Genomic DNA, 17,585 nt, shown 5'->3' on the forward strand with positions numbered 1-17,585 from the left:
TATAATTATATTAAGATAAATATTTATCGTTTGTCAATAATTTTTTTCCCTAAAAAGATATTTTTTTAATAATCATTCAGGTAATTTCTCTGATTTTAATAAGAATCATATCTTATATGCTGATTTCAAAAAATATTCTATAATTTATTAAATATAAAAAATAAATCTAAAAGTATTCCCTAAAGCACTCCTAGACGTAAAATAAAAAGTCTATAAGATTAATAATTTAATACTAATCTTATAGACCTTTGTCTTAATTCTTCCTTTTATTTATAATCTGAAACTCTCCAAACTATTATATGTAATATAATTGGTAATACTACGAATGCTATAATAGCTGTATACTTATTTCAATGCTATAACTCATTTGTACTTTTTAATGAGTATGCACTCCTGTAAATCCATCTTCATGGACATGATCTGTTCCTATTCCTTTAATATGCTCATGTGTATGCATAAATGATACTTGTAATTTTTTATTTATAGGATTAACTCCAACATATGCATTTACACCAAATACATCTTTTAACATTTCTGAATTTATTATTTCTTCTACTGTTCCAACTTCTTTTATTTTTCCATCTTTCATTACAATTAAATAATCACAATACATAGCTGCTAGATTCATATCATGTATTGCTGCTAATGTAGTTATATTAAGCCTCTTAACTAAATCCATAAGTTGTATTTGGTATCCTATATCTAAATGATTTGTTGGTTCATCTAACACTAAAAAATCCGTATTTTGAACTAAAGCTCTAGCTATTAAAGTTCTCTGCTTTTCTCCCCCTGAAAGTTCAGAAAAATTCCTGTCACTATAGCTCTCTAAGCCTACCTTTTTGAGCATTTCCTTAACCATTTTTAAATCATCTTTAGAGTAATCCTCAAAAACTGACTTATATGGATATCTTCCCATTTTTACTATTTGCTTTACAGTAAAATCAAAATGAGTATTACTTTCTTGAGCTAAAACTGCAATCTCTTTTGCACAATCTTTATCTTTCATTTTAGATAATTCTTTATTATCTAGTAATATGCTTCCACTTGATGGTTTATAAAGTCTATATATGTTTTTAAGTAATGTAGATTTTCCTGAACCATTAGGTCCTATAATTCCTACAAATGAACCCTTTTGAACTTCGAAAGATATGTCTTTTAATATTTCTTTTTTATCTATGGTGAATCTTAAATCTTTAACTTGAACTTTAAACATTACTCTTTTCCTCCAAATGAATAGTTCTTCTTAGAAATTAAATATAAAAAGAATGGTCCTCCAACTAATGAGGTTATTATTCCTATAGGTATTTCTATTGGTGGAAAAAGTCCTCTAGCTACAACATCTGATGCTATTAAAAATATTGCACCTATAAGTGTTGAAAGTGCTATAAGTTTTTTGTGGTCACTTCCTACTATAGTTCTACATATATGAGGAACTACAAGTCCTATAAATCCTATTGCTCCTGTTATAGCAACTAATGCTGATGTAAGTAATGTAGATAGTATTAAAATTATAGATTTTATAATCTTTATATTTATTCCAAGTATTATTGCACTATCATCACCTAGAAGTAATATATCTAGTGATTTAGACATTATTAATGATGCTATAATAACTACAACTAATATAATAAATGGAAATAATAAAACGTCCCACTTAGCTCCTCCTAAACTACCAATAGTCCAAAAAAGAGCACTCTTTGCTTGATTTGAATTTTCTGCTGAATATATAAGTAAGTTAGTAAGTGATGAAAATATTGTTGATATTGCCATACCTGATAATACTAGCCTTGTTGTAGATGTTGTTCTTCCCATTTGAGTTCCTATTGCAAAAACTAATATTCCTGAAATTAAGGAACCTATAAAAGCCCCTACCCCAATACTATTTATCCCAAGTGATGATATGCCACCTAAAACTATAACTGCAACAGCACCACAAGATGCCCCTGATGATATACCTAATATGTATGGTTCTGCTATTGGATTTTTAGTAACACATTGCATAAGCACTCCACAAAGTGCAAGGCCTGCTCCACATATAGCTCCCAATATCACTCTAGGTAATCTTATTTCCCATATAATATTTTGTGTCATTACATTTCCTACATCACTATAAATTGCTCCATCTGTTAATTTACAAAGTAGTACCTTATATACTTCTCCTGGTTCTATATATGTGCTACCTATAGCTATTGCTATAACTATTGTACCTAACAGTATTAAACTTAAAGCCACAACCCAAAATAAAAGGCCTTTCTTTTTAGTGACTCTTCTTTTATCTTTTAAAGCTTCTTGCATTAATTACCTTCTCCAAATAAATATCCGTGCACTTGCTGTATTAACTTAGGATTTCTAACACCTGGAGAAAGATCAGCTAATCCTACAACATATATTTTGTTGTTTTTTATAGCTGGTACATCCTTAAGAGCAGGATGAGCTTTTAGGAAATCTATTTTCTCTTGTACTGGCTTACCTGCCATAAAATCAGTTACTAATATAACTTCTGGCTTCTCAGCTACTATACTTTCCCAACTTACATTTATATAAGGCTTATTTGCTGTCTTTCCAAATATATTGTTTCCACCTGCAAGCTCTATTAAGTTGTTAGCAAGACCAGCTCCAACTACCATTGCATCATTTTCACCTGAATCACATACCATCATTTTCACTCTATCTTCTTCTTTTATGTCTCCTACCTTATCAGTTACAACTTTTATATCCTTTTTCATTTTATCTATTACTTCTTGAGCTTTATCTTGTACTCCAAATATTTTTCCAAGCAATTCAAAATCTTCATAAACAGTTTCTACTGTTGCATCTACTCTATAAGACTTAGCCATAAATGGAGTTATATCTTTTGATATAAGGTCACTAGGTGATCCTGTGCTTTGTTCACTTATAGATGAATCCCATCCACTTACAAAGTCTGCACCTGTAGCTAGAAATCCTTCCTTAGAAACAGCATGTCCTTCTGAAATTTTAAGTTCTGGTATTTTATTGTAGGCTTCTTCAAATTCTGGCAATATAGGATTATCTAAAAGAGCCGTTCCAACCATTCTATCTTCCAGTCCTAATGCCAGTAACATTTCTGTCATAAATTGAGATAATGTAACTGCCTTTTGTCTTGGAGAGTTTACTGTTACATCATAATCTTTAGCCCCATCTGAATATACATATTTTACTGTTTCAAAATTACTTGCTTGAGCCTCAGTATTTGTTTTTTGCACCTTAGCTTTTTCATTATTAGAACACCCTACTGTACCAAAAGCTAGCGTAGCTATAGTTACCATAATTATAAGCTTTTTTGACCTCTTATTCATAAATTGTTATCCTCCGCTTTCTATTCCATAAATGATTTTATTAAATTAATAAGTATTATTTAACAAGCTACAATTTCCTTGATCATAAACTCTTTCCCACTTAATAATTCCCAATGATTTTCTTTGCAATATGGACAAGCATCCTTATTTTGAATAAGATTGTAAACTTTATTACACCTTTTGCACATAACATTGCCTGGTAATATTTCAATTTCTAATTTTGTATTCTCTAATATGGTACCATCCACTGCAGCTGGGTAACAGGATTCAATATATCTTGGAATCATTGATGAAAGTTCCCCAATTTGAAGAACTATTTTATCTATTTTTGTTAATGCATTTCTTTGTGCAAAGTTTTCAACTGTTCTAACTACTTCAAAGACAACTCCTAATTCATGCAACTAAACTCACCTCTACTTCTCTATATTAAAAACCTAAGGGGAACCTTAAGTTCCCCCTATATCTTTTTTCAATCTATCTTTCCTTTAGACATTATCAAATAAATAATTAAGAATTTCCTTTAAGTATCTTCTTAACTTTTCTAGCATTAATTACAATTTTACGCTTAATTGTATTCTTAATAACCTTTGGCTTAAGTTGTTTAAGAGTTACACTTTGTGCATCATATTTTCTATGAAGTTTAATAGCATCAAACTTACATCTAGTTGTACATGCTCCACATCCTATACATGTATATTCATCCACTGTTGTAGCACCACATCCAAGGCAACGTTCTGTTTCCTTCTTCATTTGCTCTTCAGTAAATGTAGGACGTAAATCTCTAAATGTTTCTTTTGATTTAGCTCCATCCACATGATCTATTCTATTTCTCTTAATATTATCATAACCCTCTAACCTTAAGTTTTCTTTATCAAAGGCATGATATTCCCTTCTATCACGACCTAAAACTAAGCTTTGACCTGGATGAACAAAACGATGAATTGATATTGCTGCTTCTTTACCTAAAGCAATAGCATCTATAGCAAATCTAGGTCCAGTTAAGGCATCTCCACCTGCAAATACGTCTGGTTCTCCAGTTTGTAATGTAAATGAATCTGCTTTAATTGTCTTATTTGGATTTAATTCTGCTTTACTATTTTCTAATAAGTTACCCCAGTCCATTCCTTGACCTACTGAAATTAAAATATGACTTGCTTTAACAACCTTAACTTCATTTTCATCAAATTTTGGATTGAATCTTTTATTATCATCAAAAACAGAAATACACTTCTTAAACTCAATTCCAACTACCTTACCATTTTCAGTTAGAATTCTCTTTGGTCCCCAAGAATTATTAATTTCAATATCTTCTGCTAAAGCTTCATCAATTTCTTCATCTAAAGCAGGCATTTCTTTTCTTGATTCAAGACAGAACATAGAAGTTTTAGCTGCGCCAACTCTTGTACCAGTTCTTGCAACGTCAATTGCAACATTACCACCACCGATTACAACAACTTCTCCATCTAGCTTAATGTCATTTCCTAAGTTAACTTCACGTAAGAAATCAACTCCAGTCATAACGCCTTCTGCCTCTTCACCTTCTATACCAAGGTTTCTTCCTGCTTGTGCACCTATTGCAACATAGAACGCTTCGTAGTCTTGACCTCTTAATTCTTTAAGAGTTACATCTTTTCCTACTTCAACACCAGTTTTGAATTCTACACCTAATTCTCTTAAAATTTCTATTTCTGCATTTATTACATCTTTTTCTAATCTATAAGATGGAATTCCAAGTGTTAACATACCACCGAGTACCTTTTGCTTTTCAAATACAGTTACCTTGTATCCATCAATAGCTAAGTAATATGCACAAGATAAACCTGAAGGTCCACCACCTACGATTGCAATTTTCTTACCATATTCATGTCTTTTCTTTGGCACATAACGATGTTCTGTATTTAAATCTTGCTCAGCAATGAACTTTTTAATTTCATCTACAGCAACTGCTTCATCAATTTCTCCTCTAGTACATGCAGATTCGCATTTTCTTGGGCATATACGTCCACATACTGCTGGGAATGGATTTTCATTTTTTATAAGCTCCAGTGCTTCTTTATATCTTCCTTGAGAAGCAAGCTTTATATATCCTTGAACAGAAATATGTGCTGGACAATATGTTTTACAAGGACTTGTACCAGTCTCAACAACGTTTTCTCTATTTATACGATGATCAACATTCCATTTATCTTCACCCCACTCTGTATTATGAGCAAAGTCTACTCTCTTCTTTTCAGGAATTGGTGTTTTAGTACATAATTTTTGACCTAATTTTAATGCATTAACTGGACAAACTTGAACACATTCTCCACAAGCCACACATTTGTCTTTATCTACTTTTGAAACATAATTTGAACGCACAAAATCATTGTTTCTGAACATACCAGCAAGTCTTGTAGCATAACATGAACATCCACAACAATTACAGATAGCATGAGTATGTCCTGGACCATCTGCATTTGGTATTTGATGCATTAAACCATTTTCTTCAGCTCTCTTAATAATATCAAAAGCTTCTTCACGAGTAATAGCTCTACCTCTACCTGTACGTATATAGTATTCTGCCGCATGTCCAAGTTGAATACACATGTCTTCTTTTAAGTGTCCACAACCTTCACCCATAGCTTCTCTTGATGTACGACAAGAACAATCTGATACAGAGAATACAGTATTTTCATTAAGATATTTAGAAATTTCTTCATATGAAGCTCTTCTAGTTTCTCCTTCAATAGCTGTTTCTATTGGTATAACACGCATAGTTCCTGTTCCTACTGAAAAAACACCTGCTGTAAGAGGAGCTTTTTTTCTTCCATATGCCTCAAAAGCTTCTGCAATTTGCTTATAATTTTCAACACTTTCTCTATTAGGATGATTAACTATCATTTCCATTTGTCCTGGAACCCAAAGATCATACCAATATTTATCAACTCCATCTACTTCACCAATGAAACAAACACCAGCAACTGCTAAATCCCATAGTAATTTTGCTGTTTCCTCTACAGATTTTCCACATAAAGCTGCAACTTCTTCTGCCGTCTTCTTTTTACGAAATTCAAGATGAAGTCCTACTTCTGCCATTTCTGTTGTAACAACAGGCTCAAGAATTTTATACTCAGGCTGATCTGGCTTAATTTCAGATTTCGACCCAGATTTTTTCATACTTATGTGATTAGCAAGATCCAATACCTTCTGATTTACCATTAATATATTCCCCCATTTTTTAATTTATTATATCTCTAATTTTCATTCCAATTCTTAACTTCAGTACGCACCCAATCTGCCCACTCGTCAATACCTTCTCCAGTCTTCGCAGATATTTGTATTATTTTTATATTTGGATTTAATTTAGTAATATACTCTTTAACTTTCTCTAAATCAAAATCAAAATAATCCATTGCATCAATCTTATTAATTAATACAACATCAACAATAGAAAACATTAACGGATATTTTAGTGGTTTATCATGTCCCTCTGGCACACTTAAAATCATTGCATTTTTTGATGCTCCAGTGTCAAATTCTGCTGGACACACTAAATTCCCTACATTCTCTAATATTGCAAAATCAATTTCTTCTGTTCCAAGTCCTAGTAAACCTTGTTTTGTCATATCTGCATCTAGATGACACATTCCACCTGTATGTAATTGAATTACTTTTGCGCCAGTTTTTGAAACAGTATTAGCATCAACATCTGAGTCAATATCAGCTTCCATAACTCCAATTCTCATTTCATCTTTTAAGGCATTAATTGTTCTTACAACTGTTGTTGTTTTACCTGAACCTGGTGATGACATCAAATTTAATAAAAATGTCTTATCTTTTTTTAACTCTTCCCTAAGCAAATCTGCTTGTCTATCATTATCTTCAAAAACACTTTGCTTAATCTCAAGAATTTTATAAGTTTCCATATTATCCACCCCTTATTTAATAATAAATTTTATTTTTTCTTTTTTTACATTTAACTTTCCCCTTTTTAACTTAAATGATAAAAAAAGTATTTCATACAATAAAAGTACATTATAAAAACATAATATTATTGACCAATTTTCCTTAACATAATTAACATAATTAAATTCACCGAATCTGATTATGTTAATAATATAACATACTTTCTTCTTATTGTAAACATATTCATAAATTGTTTTGATATTCCTTTTGTGATATACTTTAACAAAATTCAAAATCATTATGTTTTAAAATTAATTGCACGAGGAATTATTATGAAAAAATTAACAGATAGACAAAAACAGGCTATTGCCACAAAACTTAGAATTACACAGATAGCAACGAATCTTTTTAAAGAAAAAGGCTTTGAAAATGTAAAGATTCAAGAAATTTGTGATGCATCTGAAATTTCAACCGGTGCCTTCTACCATCATTTTAAATCTAAAAATGAAATAGTTAATACAGGCTATGAGCAAATAGATTTGTTATTAAAAGAACGATTTGAGTCACAAACCTTTAATTCAAATATAGAAAAAATGATGTACTTGTTTAGTGAGGGACTTTCTTTACTCCAAGATCTAGGATGGCTATTTGTATCTGATGTTTACAAGAATATTCTTTCTATAGATAGTAAATATACTTTAAAATCAGATCGTTTTCTTACAGTTGAAATTAAATCTGCTATAGAATCAGCTATAGAATCTGGTGAGCTAAAATCTAATATCTCTTCTGATGATTTAACTAAAACTCTTTTAAGAACATCAAGGGGTGTTATTTTTGATTGGTGTCTTCATCAAGGAAGTTATGACCTAAAAACTAATATAACTTTTGACTTAAACTTAATACTTGCTAATTATAAAAAGTAGCCTATTAAATCTAAAAAATTTCTGAAAGTGTTTATTTTACTAGTTTTAAAAGCATATAAAAAGGATGTCGCGTTTCGTGACATCCTTTTTGTTAGATTAACTAGATATAGTTTCTATATTATTTCTTTCTTATTGGTATCCATACCTCAAACTTTGAATTTGAAGGATCTGCATTTAAATAAACTTCGATATCTGGTGCATCTGCATACTCATATCCTGAAGTTGGTAGCCACTCAGTAAATGCTCTCATTTGAACTTCTTGAATTGCAGCTGGCATAACCCCTCCTCCAGGGAAAATAGCCCAAGTGCATGCTGGTATCATATATTCATGCATACCTTCTGGTACTTCTTTATTAGTTTTAGTAGCAATATAGTATTCCCAGTTTTCTAATTCATCCATTGCTAAACTTAACCCTAAAACTCCATTAGATTTTTCATCCATTAAAGCTATTACATCATTAAGTCTTCCACTCTTCTCTATCTCTGCCCAAAACTTTGGTACATACTCAAAATTCTCTTTAATATTCTTTTTAATTAATACCTTAACGCCAACAACTCTAAATTCATCTTTCTTAACTATACTATAATTCATTTCCTCTACTCCTTTTATTGTTATTTTAAAACTTATAGGAGAATATGATTTTAGGAATGTTCCTTCCTTTTGTGCACTTGAAGGAGTTACATTGTGTAACTTTTGAAAAGCTCTATTAAAAGCAGTTGGAGATTCATATCCATAACGCATTGCTACATCAATTACCTTATCACCACTTTGCAAATCAATAGCAGCCTTTGTTAATCTCCTGTTCCTTATATATTCAGCTAATGGTCTACCTGCTATATAAGAAAACATTCTTTGAAAATGATATACACTACAACATGCTAGCTTTGCTGCTTTTGTATAATCAATTTCTCCATCTAAATTACTTTCAATATAATTTAATGCCTCATTTAATTGATCTAACCATTCCATAAACTCCATCTCCTTACAATAAAAGTATAGCAATATACAAATTTAATAACCTCTCATTCTCTGCACAAATATGAGAGATTAACTATATATCAATTTAATCTTTATTTCTATTTCCCAAGCAATATAAATATTATATATAGAAGAAGGTAGTAAACACAACCTATGCTTACTACCTTAAGATATAATATTAATTTTTATTAATATAAATCTTCCCCATTAGTTTCTATAACCTTCTTATACCAGTAGAAAGATTTTTTCTTGTATCTTTTGAAGGTGCCATTTCCTTCATTATCTTTATCTACATATATAAAACCATAACGTTTCTTCATTTCTCCTGTAGATGCACTGACTAAGTCAATACATCCCCAAGTAGTATAACCAAAGACGTCAACACCATCTATTTCAATAGCATCTCTCATAGCTTTTATATGCTCTCTTAAGTAGTCTATACGGTAATCATCATTTATATTTCCATTTTCGTCTATAACATCTATTGCTCCAAGTCCATTTTCTGCAATAAATAATGGTTTTTGATAACGATCAAATAAACTATTTAATGTAATACGGAAACCTAATGGATCTATTTGCCATCCCCATTCACTTGCATCTAAATAAGGATTTCTTAATGTAGGAAATACATTCCCTTGTGTTAATTTATTTATTTCTGGATCTGCACTTGTTAATTGACTATTGTAATAAGATAAAGATATAAAATCTACAGTATGTTTTTTTAGTAGTTCTTTATCCTCCTCTTCCATCTTAGGCATAATTCCTTTGGATTCCATTTCTTTTAAAGCATAATTAGGATAATAACCTCTTGCTTGCACATCTATAAAGAAATATCCTTCTCTATCACCTCTATAAGCCTTCCAAAAATCCTTAGGATTGCTTGTGTTTGGATAAGTACTTCCAGCTGCAATCATACATCCAACCTTATTATTTGGATCAACTTCATGTGCAATCTTAGTTGCAATAGCACTAGCAACAAGCTCATGATGAATAGCTTGGTATTGAACCTTTTCAAAGTTTTCTCCCTCTTCTTTTAATAATCCTGCTCCCATAAATGGTAAATGTAAAATCATATTAATTTCATTAAAAGTTATCCAATGGTTTACTAATCCCTTATAACGTCTAAATAATACGTTACATAAGTTTTCATAAAAACCTATAAGCTTTCTATTTTTCCATCCACCATATTTCTTTATTAAGTGAATTGGACAATCGAAATGGGTAATTGTTACTAAAGGACTTATTCCATATTTTTTACATTCTTTAAATATATCTTCATAGAATTTTAATCCTTCCTCATTTGGTTCTTCCTCATCCCCATTTGGAAAGATACGACTCCATCCAATACTCATACGATAAACTTTAAATCCCATTTCTGAAAATAAGGCAATATCTTCTTTAAATCTATGGTACATATCAATTCCATCTTTAGCAGGATAATAATATTTATCATCAAATTCTAACATCTTCATAGTTCCATTCATTACAGGGAAGCGATCTTCTCCATAAGGAATTACATCAACATTTGCTAATCCTCTGCCACCTTCATTATATCCACCTTCACATTGGTTAGCAGCAGTAGCTCCGCCCCATAAAAAGTCTTTTGGAAATCTTTCATTATTCATTTAACTAACCTACCTTTTAAAAAATAACTGTAAGAAAGTCACTACTATTTTCAGATAATCCACTTTCTATAACATCAAAGTATTGATCATGGTTAGTAACAACTATAGGTGTTATAGTTGAATAACCCTCTTCCTCTATTCCCTTTATATCAAACTCAAGTAATTCATCACCTATTTCAACAGTATCTCCTTGCTTTACTTTAGGGCTAAAATGCTTACCTTGTAAATTAACAGTATCCATACCAACATGAATTAAAAGCTCTACTCCTGTTTCACTAGTTAATCCAATAGCATGATATGTTGGAAATAAAGTTGTAACTGTTCCTTTTACAGGTGATTTAACTATACCTTTAGATGGTTTTATAGCTAAGCCTTTTCCAAGCACACCTTCTGCAAAAGCATCATCTGATACTTCACTTAATGGAAGAATAGTTCCCTCCATAGGCATATTTACTACTTCTTTTTCTAAGTTTGATTTTATTACTTCTTTCTTAGTATCTTCACCTTCTACCTTGTCTTCTTCTTTATCTTTAAAGAATATCATTGTTAAAGCAAATGCAATAGCCATAGCTATAGCAACACCAATTACAGCCACTTTAATATTATCCATACTATTAGTTGCTGGGTCTATCATTGCAGGGAATTCAAATATTCCTAATCCCCCCATAATAAACTCTTTTAAATCAGCATAACCATAATATGCACCTGCTACCCCTGATGCTATACAGCTTAAAATAAATGGCTTTTTAAGTGGTAATAGTATTCCGTAGATTGCTGGTTCTGTAACACCAAAAATACCTGAAATAGCAGCTGGAAGACATAAACTCTTTAATTTTTTATCCTTTGTTTTAATCATTATAGCTATAACAACAGCAGTTGTTGCAAAAGTTGTAGCAAAGAAAGGCATCATAACATTGTCATAACCTAAAGTTGATATATTATTTATATAAATCGGAAGTAATCCCCAGTGTATACCAAATATAACTAAAACTTGCCAGAACAAACCTATAACAGCACCTGCTACTAGTGGTGAGAAACCACGTATAGTTAATATTACATTAGTCACTATTGTAGATGCATAAGTAGCTATTGGTCCAACAACTATGAAACCTAATACTAATGCAAATAATAGTGTTAACATTGGCACAAAGAAAAATTTAAGTAACTCTGGAACTATTTTATCAAATAGCTTTTGGAACTTAGCTGCAACATAACATATTAAGATTACAGGTATTACTGTTGAAGTATAATTCATAGCGATAATAGGTAACCCTAAAAACTCTATATATACTGGTGAAGCAAACATTGTTCCATCAAATAATGTATACAATGGCTCAAGAGTTGCTGATAATGTACCTTGTTGAATTGCAGGATAACATAATGCTATACCGATTATTAACCCAACAAATGGCTTTAAACCAAATTTCTTAGCTGCTGTATAACCTAACATAACAGGTAAATACATAAACATTGCATCACCAATTGTATTTAAAATCATATAAGTTCCACTATCTGGAGTAACCCAACCTAGTGCACTAAATAAAGCAAGGAACCCCTTAATCATACCTGATGCAGTTAATACACCTAAAATAGGTTGGAAAATACCTGAAATAACATCAATAAGTTTATCAAATGGCTTCTTATTTTTATTATCTTCACTCTTACTTTCACTTTCAGAAGATATTCCTGCCACTTCACAAACATCTTCATAAACCTTAGATACGTGATTACCAATAACAACTTGATATTGACCTGCTGATTTCAGTATTGTAACAATACCATCCATATTCTTTAAAACAGTATCATTAGCCTTTGATTCATCTTCTAATTGAAAACGCAATCTAGTTATACAATGAGTTAGACTTTTAATATTTTCCTTTCCTCCAACATTTTTAATAATATCTTTTGCTAATTGTTCATACTTTCCCATTTTTAATACCTCCATTGATTCATTTTTAGTAAATATGAAATATGAAGGTTTGGCCAACTTAATGTCACCACCCAAAACAAAAATTAATAGTTAATTTGATATACCTCCTAATTTAATTTTTTTTTAATAATATATTAAATAGTTTGTTTACTTAAAATTTTAGCGATATGAATCGTTAAATATAATTTTTCTTCATTTGAAATAACATAATTATATTTTTTATAAATAAACTCACTTATTTTATTAACACATTTATATGAATCCTGATATTTTATCTTAATTATATCTAGTAAATTATCATCACTCTCATCATCAAAGGTTTTACCAGTTATAAGCCTCTGTGAAAAAAACTTTATATGAGTTACAAATCTATAAAAATATACTGACTCTTCATCAAAAGTAATACTTAAATTATATTTAACAATATTTAATATCTCTTGCATTACCTTTGTTATGTCGTACATATTTGTTAGGCTTTCATCCATTAAACTATTGGCAATGTGTATAGCTATAAATCCTGCTTCATCCTCTGGCAAATCTACATCTATTCTCTTCTCAATTATTTTTAATGCTTCTAAACCTATTGCAAATTCATCTTTATAGAACCTCTTTATATCCCATAACAAGAAATTCTTCATATTTATCCCATCCAGATGTCTTTCTACTGCAGTCTTTATATGATCACTTAATGAAATAATTAAATTATCATTTAACCTTTTTCCTAATTGAAGTTTAGCATATTTAATAATTTCATCAGCTACTTCAACATAGTCCAAAGGCATGTCCTTTAATAATTCTGTAAACTTATTAGTCATATTTTTATCAGATAAAGTAAAGAACTTATCAATCATATTTTCCTCTATTTCGTCTCCAACACGTTTCTTATATGCAATACCTCTACCCATAACAATTTGTTCTTCATCGTTTTTATCTAATATTAAAACAACATTGTTATTTAGTATTTTGTAAATAATCATACTTCCACCTCCTACATAAAAAAATCCTGCACAAAATTAATTATAGTATATAGGTATACTATAATTAATTTTGTGCAGGTTTAGCTTGCTCAAACAATCACTATCCTAACGTTCAATATGCATTTATCTACATGTATGTTATCATATATAAAGGTTTAATGCAAATGTTTTCTAAATATCTTTTATAGCTTAAGATTTTATTTTTTAAGTACAAATTTTTTAGCTTAATTTACTTAGTTATTACTTAATTTTATAGCTAAGCTAATCTGTACAGAAAAAGTATTTTCTGTTTTTCTAACAACAATTTCTCCCTTATGCTTTTCGATAATTTTTTTACATGTTTTCATGCCAATTCCTGTGCTGCTTACTATTTTCAAATTATTATTTATTTGGTTTTCAACATAAATAAATAATAATTGATTTTCTATATAGTATTTAACTTTAACTAGCTTGGATTTATCTGCATATTTAATGATATTAGAGAAAATATTATCAAAAACCCTCTGTATCGAAATTAAATTTACTTCTATAAGAAAAGACATGTTACAAGAATTAATTTGAAAATCAAAACCGTTATCTTCCAATATAAAAATTTTCTCTTCAAGTAGTTGATCTAAAAGTTCATTTCCATCAAAAGTCTCTAATTCTAAATCATCATCATTAGTATTAAACACCATAAAGTATTCAAATAATTTATCAGAGAGATATTTAATTTGATATGCTTTTTCTCTACTATTGTGAATATACTGTCTCAAATTTTCATCTGTCTTATACTTTTTGTATTCTATAATATCTAAGTATCCTACTAGTACTGTAAGAGGTGTTCTTAAATCATGTGACATTGCTGTAATAAGTTCGCTATTTGCTACCCTTGCTTTATCTTCACTTTCCAATCTCCCTATAAATGATTTTCTCATCTCATTAATTCCTTTAGCCAAAGAAGAAAGCTCATCATTCCCATTAATAGTAATTTCGTGATTTAAATTGCCACCTTCTAGTATTCTTATTTCACTCTCAAGCATTGCAATATAGGTTGTTTTTCTTTTTATAAAAAATAACATAATTGTTATAAAGCAGAAAAAGGAAACTGCAATACCAAAACAGCTTACAATATAATAATACTTGTACTCAAAAAAGCATTCCATATACATTTTTGCATCGGTATCATTAAATGTAATATCATAGAGGGTTTTACTTGGCAAAAATATTAAACTTTCCTGATATTCTTCATAATCAATAATTGAATTGTTCATATTAGAATCATAGACTAATTTATTGTCCTTATAAATATAAAGATTTACATATTTCTCTTTACGAACCCATTTTGTTATTTCATCATGATCATTTATTGTCAAATTGTTATCTGATATATATGTTCTAAAATCAGATATAGCTTGATTTTTTTCTTTGTCCATAAAGGATATTTTATTAAAATGATTATCTAATATACTTTCCCCTATTGTTTGTAATAAAAAGAATATACCAACAGATATAATGAATGAAAATATTAAACATAGAATTAATTTAATTTCTAGTTTTGTACATAAAAATTTCTTATTCAATTCTGTATCCCTTTCCCCATACTGTTTTTACATATTTAGGGTTCTCTGGGTCCTTTTCCAATTTTCTTCTTAGGTTTCTTATATGTACCATAACTGTATTGTTACAAGAATAGAAATAAGGCTCTTTCCAAACACTTTCATATAAATTTTGTGCTGAAAATATTTTTTTCCGATTCTGCGCCATTAACAGCAAGATATTATACTCAATTTCTGTCAGTGTAACTTCTTCTTCATCTATTGATACTTCATTTGAAGTTGTATTTATTGTTAATCCATTTATATTAATACTACCAATTGAATCAATTTTATCTTTTCCTTTATATACATAATACCTTCTAAGCAGTGCTTTAACTCTTGAAACTAGCTCGGTATATGAAAAAGGCTTTGATAGATAATCATCACTTCCCACAGAAAATCCCATACATTTATCTGAATCTTGAGTTTTAGCAGTTAAAAACAAAATAGGAGCACTTGTTTTTTCACGAATTTCTGCACATGCCTTAAATCCAGACTTTCTAGGCATCATTATATCAAGTATGATTAAATCTATACTTCCATCAACTTTAATTACAGCATCTTCACCATCTACAGCTTCTATTACATTATAGCCCTCACTCTCTAATAAAACGCGGACTATTTCTCTTATCTCGTCATTATCATCTGCTATCAAAATATTTTTCATAGTATTCATTGAATCTTCCTCCATTTTATTATTAGTATATACGTCAATATAGTTTAAATCTATATTATTTAAGTGATTTAATATTTCTTAAGAACTCTTAAGATTTATTATAGCCAAATCTTAAGATGTTTCTAATAAACTATTAATTAAAAATAACACAGGAGGAATTACTAAACAATTATGAATAAATCTAAAAAATTTTTAATTTTCAAGATATTAGCAGCTTTATTAATTTTTTTGACAATTATATTAGTGTTAAAATATTTACCACATATCATTGAATTGACTGTATCAGTTGATAAATTTAGGGACTATATAATTTCTCTAGGCAGTTTTGGATCTGTTGTTTTAATTTTTTTTCAAATGCTACAAACAATTATTGCTCCAATTCCAGGAGAGGTAATTCAAGTTGCTGGTGGATATGTTTATGGCGTGACCTTTGGTGTAATTTATACAACAATAGGGCTGCTGTTAGGAGCTATTATAGCTTTCTACTTTACCAGGTTTATAGGCAGACATTTTATAGAAAAGCTACTAAGTAAGAACAATTCTCAATGGATGGTGGATATCATGGACAGCAAAAAATTTTCTGCTATCTTATTCATTGTTTTTCTAGTTCCTGGGTTACCTAAAGATTTTTTAATATACGTTGCAGGATTAACACCTATAAATCCATTAAGATTTTTTGGAATTTTACTCGTTAGTAGATTTCCGTGGCTTTTAGCCTCTGTAAGTATTGGCTCCAATATTCACTATGGTAATTATATATCAACAATAATAATAGCACTCATATCCCTGGTATCATTTATTTTTGGAATACGTTACAAAGATAAGATTATAAGCAAGTTTTCATCTAATAAAAATGCTTAAGAGTAGCAATTATATTGCTACTCTTATCATTAAATAGGCAAAGTTAAAGTGACAGAAAATCCACCATAAGAGCTATGCCCAATAAAAACACTTCCCTTATGGGAGGACAAAATCTGTTTGACAATCATTTTTATTACTAATCTATAAATGTTACAACTTCCTCTAATGGCTTACGAGGAGGTTGTTTTGGTGTATTATCCTCTGCTACTCCTAATGCAATCATAGACATAAGCTCATATCCTTCTTTTTCAAAATTAATTAAACTTTCTATCTCAGTTTTTGCATGTGTAGGGCCTGTCATATAGCAGGTTCCATATCCCATTTCTGTTGCTGCTAGTAATATATTTTCAACTGCTGCTCCTATTCCTTGAGCTGCTGATTGTGGTGATAATAATACATCAAGAATCTCTTTTGGTGCATTATTTTCTTTTAATATTTTATATTCCATCATTTTATATTCACTACCATACACTAATATTAATACTGGTGCATCTTTAAAACATGTGTAATAACTTATTACGCTCATATGTCTTTTATAATCTTTTTCATTTTTTGCAAGTTGTCCAATTCTCTTATGGCTTTCAGTAACTATATTAGCCATTTCATTTATTACATCTTTATTTTGTAATACAACAAAATGCCAGTTTTGTTGATGCTTCGGAGATGGTGCATAAGTACCAGCTTTTATTATTTCTAATATATCTTCTTTTTTTACTTGTGTATCCTTAAACTGTCTTATACTTTTACGATTATAAATAAAATCTAAGTTTGCCATTATTTATTTCTCCTTATAAACTTTAATGATAAACAGATTATAAATAAAAAGATATGTTAG

At 29.9% G+C, this 17,585-nt stretch carries 15 protein-coding genes; 2 read left to right on the forward strand and 13 right to left on the reverse strand.

Annotated features, from left to right (window positions below):
* Positions 1-376: 376 nt before the first annotated feature.
* The 6 genes from ACZJV1_RS13340 to hypB form a co-directional block, all read right to left on the reverse strand.
* A complete protein-coding gene (locus tag ACZJV1_RS13340) occupies positions 377-1,213 on the reverse strand; it encodes an ABC transporter ATP-binding protein (protein ID WP_463650438.1) in 837 nt (278 codons plus the stop codon).
* Entirely contained in the window at positions 1,213-2,295 is a 1,083-nt protein-coding gene (locus tag ACZJV1_RS13345) for a FecCD family ABC transporter permease (RefSeq protein ID WP_463650439.1), read from the reverse strand. The genes ACZJV1_RS13340 and ACZJV1_RS13345 overlap by 1 nt, the downstream gene beginning before the upstream one ends.
* A complete protein-coding gene (locus ACZJV1_RS13350) occupies positions 2,295-3,317 on the reverse strand; it encodes an ABC transporter substrate-binding protein (RefSeq protein WP_463650440.1) in 1,023 nt (340 codons plus the stop codon). The genes ACZJV1_RS13345 and ACZJV1_RS13350 overlap by 1 nt, the downstream gene beginning before the upstream one ends.
* Before the next feature lie 59 nt (positions 3,318-3,376).
* Positions 3,377-3,718 carry a hydrogenase maturation nickel metallochaperone HypA/HybF gene (locus ACZJV1_RS13355; RefSeq protein WP_460288350.1) on the reverse strand — a complete coding sequence of 114 codons (342 nt, stop codon included), beginning with the start codon at positions 3,716-3,718 and terminating at the stop codon, positions 3,377-3,379.
* A 106-nt stretch (positions 3,719-3,824) separates the two neighbouring features.
* Positions 3,825-6,515, reverse strand: coding sequence for an FAD-dependent oxidoreductase (locus tag ACZJV1_RS13360; RefSeq protein WP_463650441.1), 2,691 nt, complete (start codon positions 6,513-6,515; stop codon positions 3,825-3,827).
* Positions 6,516-6,550: 35 nt separating this feature from the next.
* Positions 6,551-7,222: a hydrogenase nickel incorporation protein HypB gene (gene hypB, locus ACZJV1_RS13365; protein WP_463650442.1), complete on the reverse strand. Its 672-nt coding sequence runs from the start codon at positions 7,220-7,222 to the stop codon at positions 6,551-6,553.
* 249 nt (positions 7,223-7,471) lie between these two features.
* Between hypB and ACZJV1_RS13370 the strand changes: the two genes are divergently transcribed.
* Positions 7,472-8,125, forward strand: coding sequence for a TetR/AcrR family transcriptional regulator (locus tag ACZJV1_RS13370; protein ID WP_463650443.1), 654 nt, complete (start codon positions 7,472-7,474; stop codon positions 8,123-8,125).
* A gap of 118 nt (positions 8,126-8,243) precedes the next feature.
* Here ACZJV1_RS13370 and ACZJV1_RS13375 read toward each other — a convergent pair whose 3' ends face one another.
* From ACZJV1_RS13375 to ACZJV1_RS13400, 6 genes are all read right to left on the reverse strand, one after another.
* Complete coding sequence (locus tag ACZJV1_RS13375) at positions 8,244-9,095, reverse strand: AraC family transcriptional regulator (RefSeq protein WP_463650444.1); 852 nt, start codon at positions 9,093-9,095, stop codon at positions 8,244-8,246.
* A gap of 197 nt (positions 9,096-9,292) precedes the next feature.
* Positions 9,293-10,729, reverse strand: coding sequence for a 6-phospho-beta-glucosidase (locus tag ACZJV1_RS13380; RefSeq protein ID WP_463650445.1), 1,437 nt, complete (start codon positions 10,727-10,729; stop codon positions 9,293-9,295).
* A 16-nt stretch (positions 10,730-10,745) separates the two neighbouring features.
* Complete coding sequence (locus ACZJV1_RS13385) at positions 10,746-12,659, reverse strand: beta-glucoside-specific PTS transporter subunit IIABC (protein WP_463650446.1); 1,914 nt, start codon at positions 12,657-12,659, stop codon at positions 10,746-10,748.
* A 134-nt stretch (positions 12,660-12,793) separates the two neighbouring features.
* Positions 12,794-13,636, reverse strand: a complete 843-nt coding sequence (gene licT, locus ACZJV1_RS13390; RefSeq protein WP_463650447.1) for a BglG family transcription antiterminator LicT — start codon at positions 13,634-13,636, stop codon at positions 12,794-12,796.
* Positions 13,637-13,869: 233 nt separating this feature from the next.
* Positions 13,870-15,198 (reverse strand): HAMP domain-containing sensor histidine kinase, encoded by a 1,329-nt coding sequence (locus tag ACZJV1_RS13395; protein WP_463650448.1) that lies wholly within the window; start codon positions 15,196-15,198, stop codon positions 13,870-13,872.
* A complete protein-coding gene (locus ACZJV1_RS13400; protein ID WP_411170713.1) occupies positions 15,191-15,880 on the reverse strand; it encodes a response regulator transcription factor in 690 nt (229 codons plus the stop codon). The genes ACZJV1_RS13395 and ACZJV1_RS13400 overlap by 8 nt, the downstream gene beginning before the upstream one ends.
* 180 nt (positions 15,881-16,060) lie before the next feature.
* Here ACZJV1_RS13400 and ACZJV1_RS13405 point away from each other — a divergent pair, with 180 nt between their 5' ends.
* Positions 16,061-16,750 carry a TVP38/TMEM64 family protein gene (locus ACZJV1_RS13405; RefSeq protein ID WP_411168396.1) on the forward strand — a complete coding sequence of 230 codons (690 nt, stop codon included), beginning with the start codon at positions 16,061-16,063 and terminating at the stop codon, positions 16,748-16,750.
* 136 nt (positions 16,751-16,886) lie between these two features.
* Here the strand turns inward: ACZJV1_RS13405 and ACZJV1_RS13410 are convergent, their stop codons facing one another.
* A complete protein-coding gene (locus ACZJV1_RS13410; protein ID WP_411168397.1) occupies positions 16,887-17,525 on the reverse strand; it encodes a nitroreductase family protein in 639 nt (212 codons plus the stop codon).
* Positions 17,526-17,585 lie beyond the last annotated feature (60 nt).

The sequence above is a fragment of the Clostridium sp. LS3 genome, assembly GCF_055330225.1.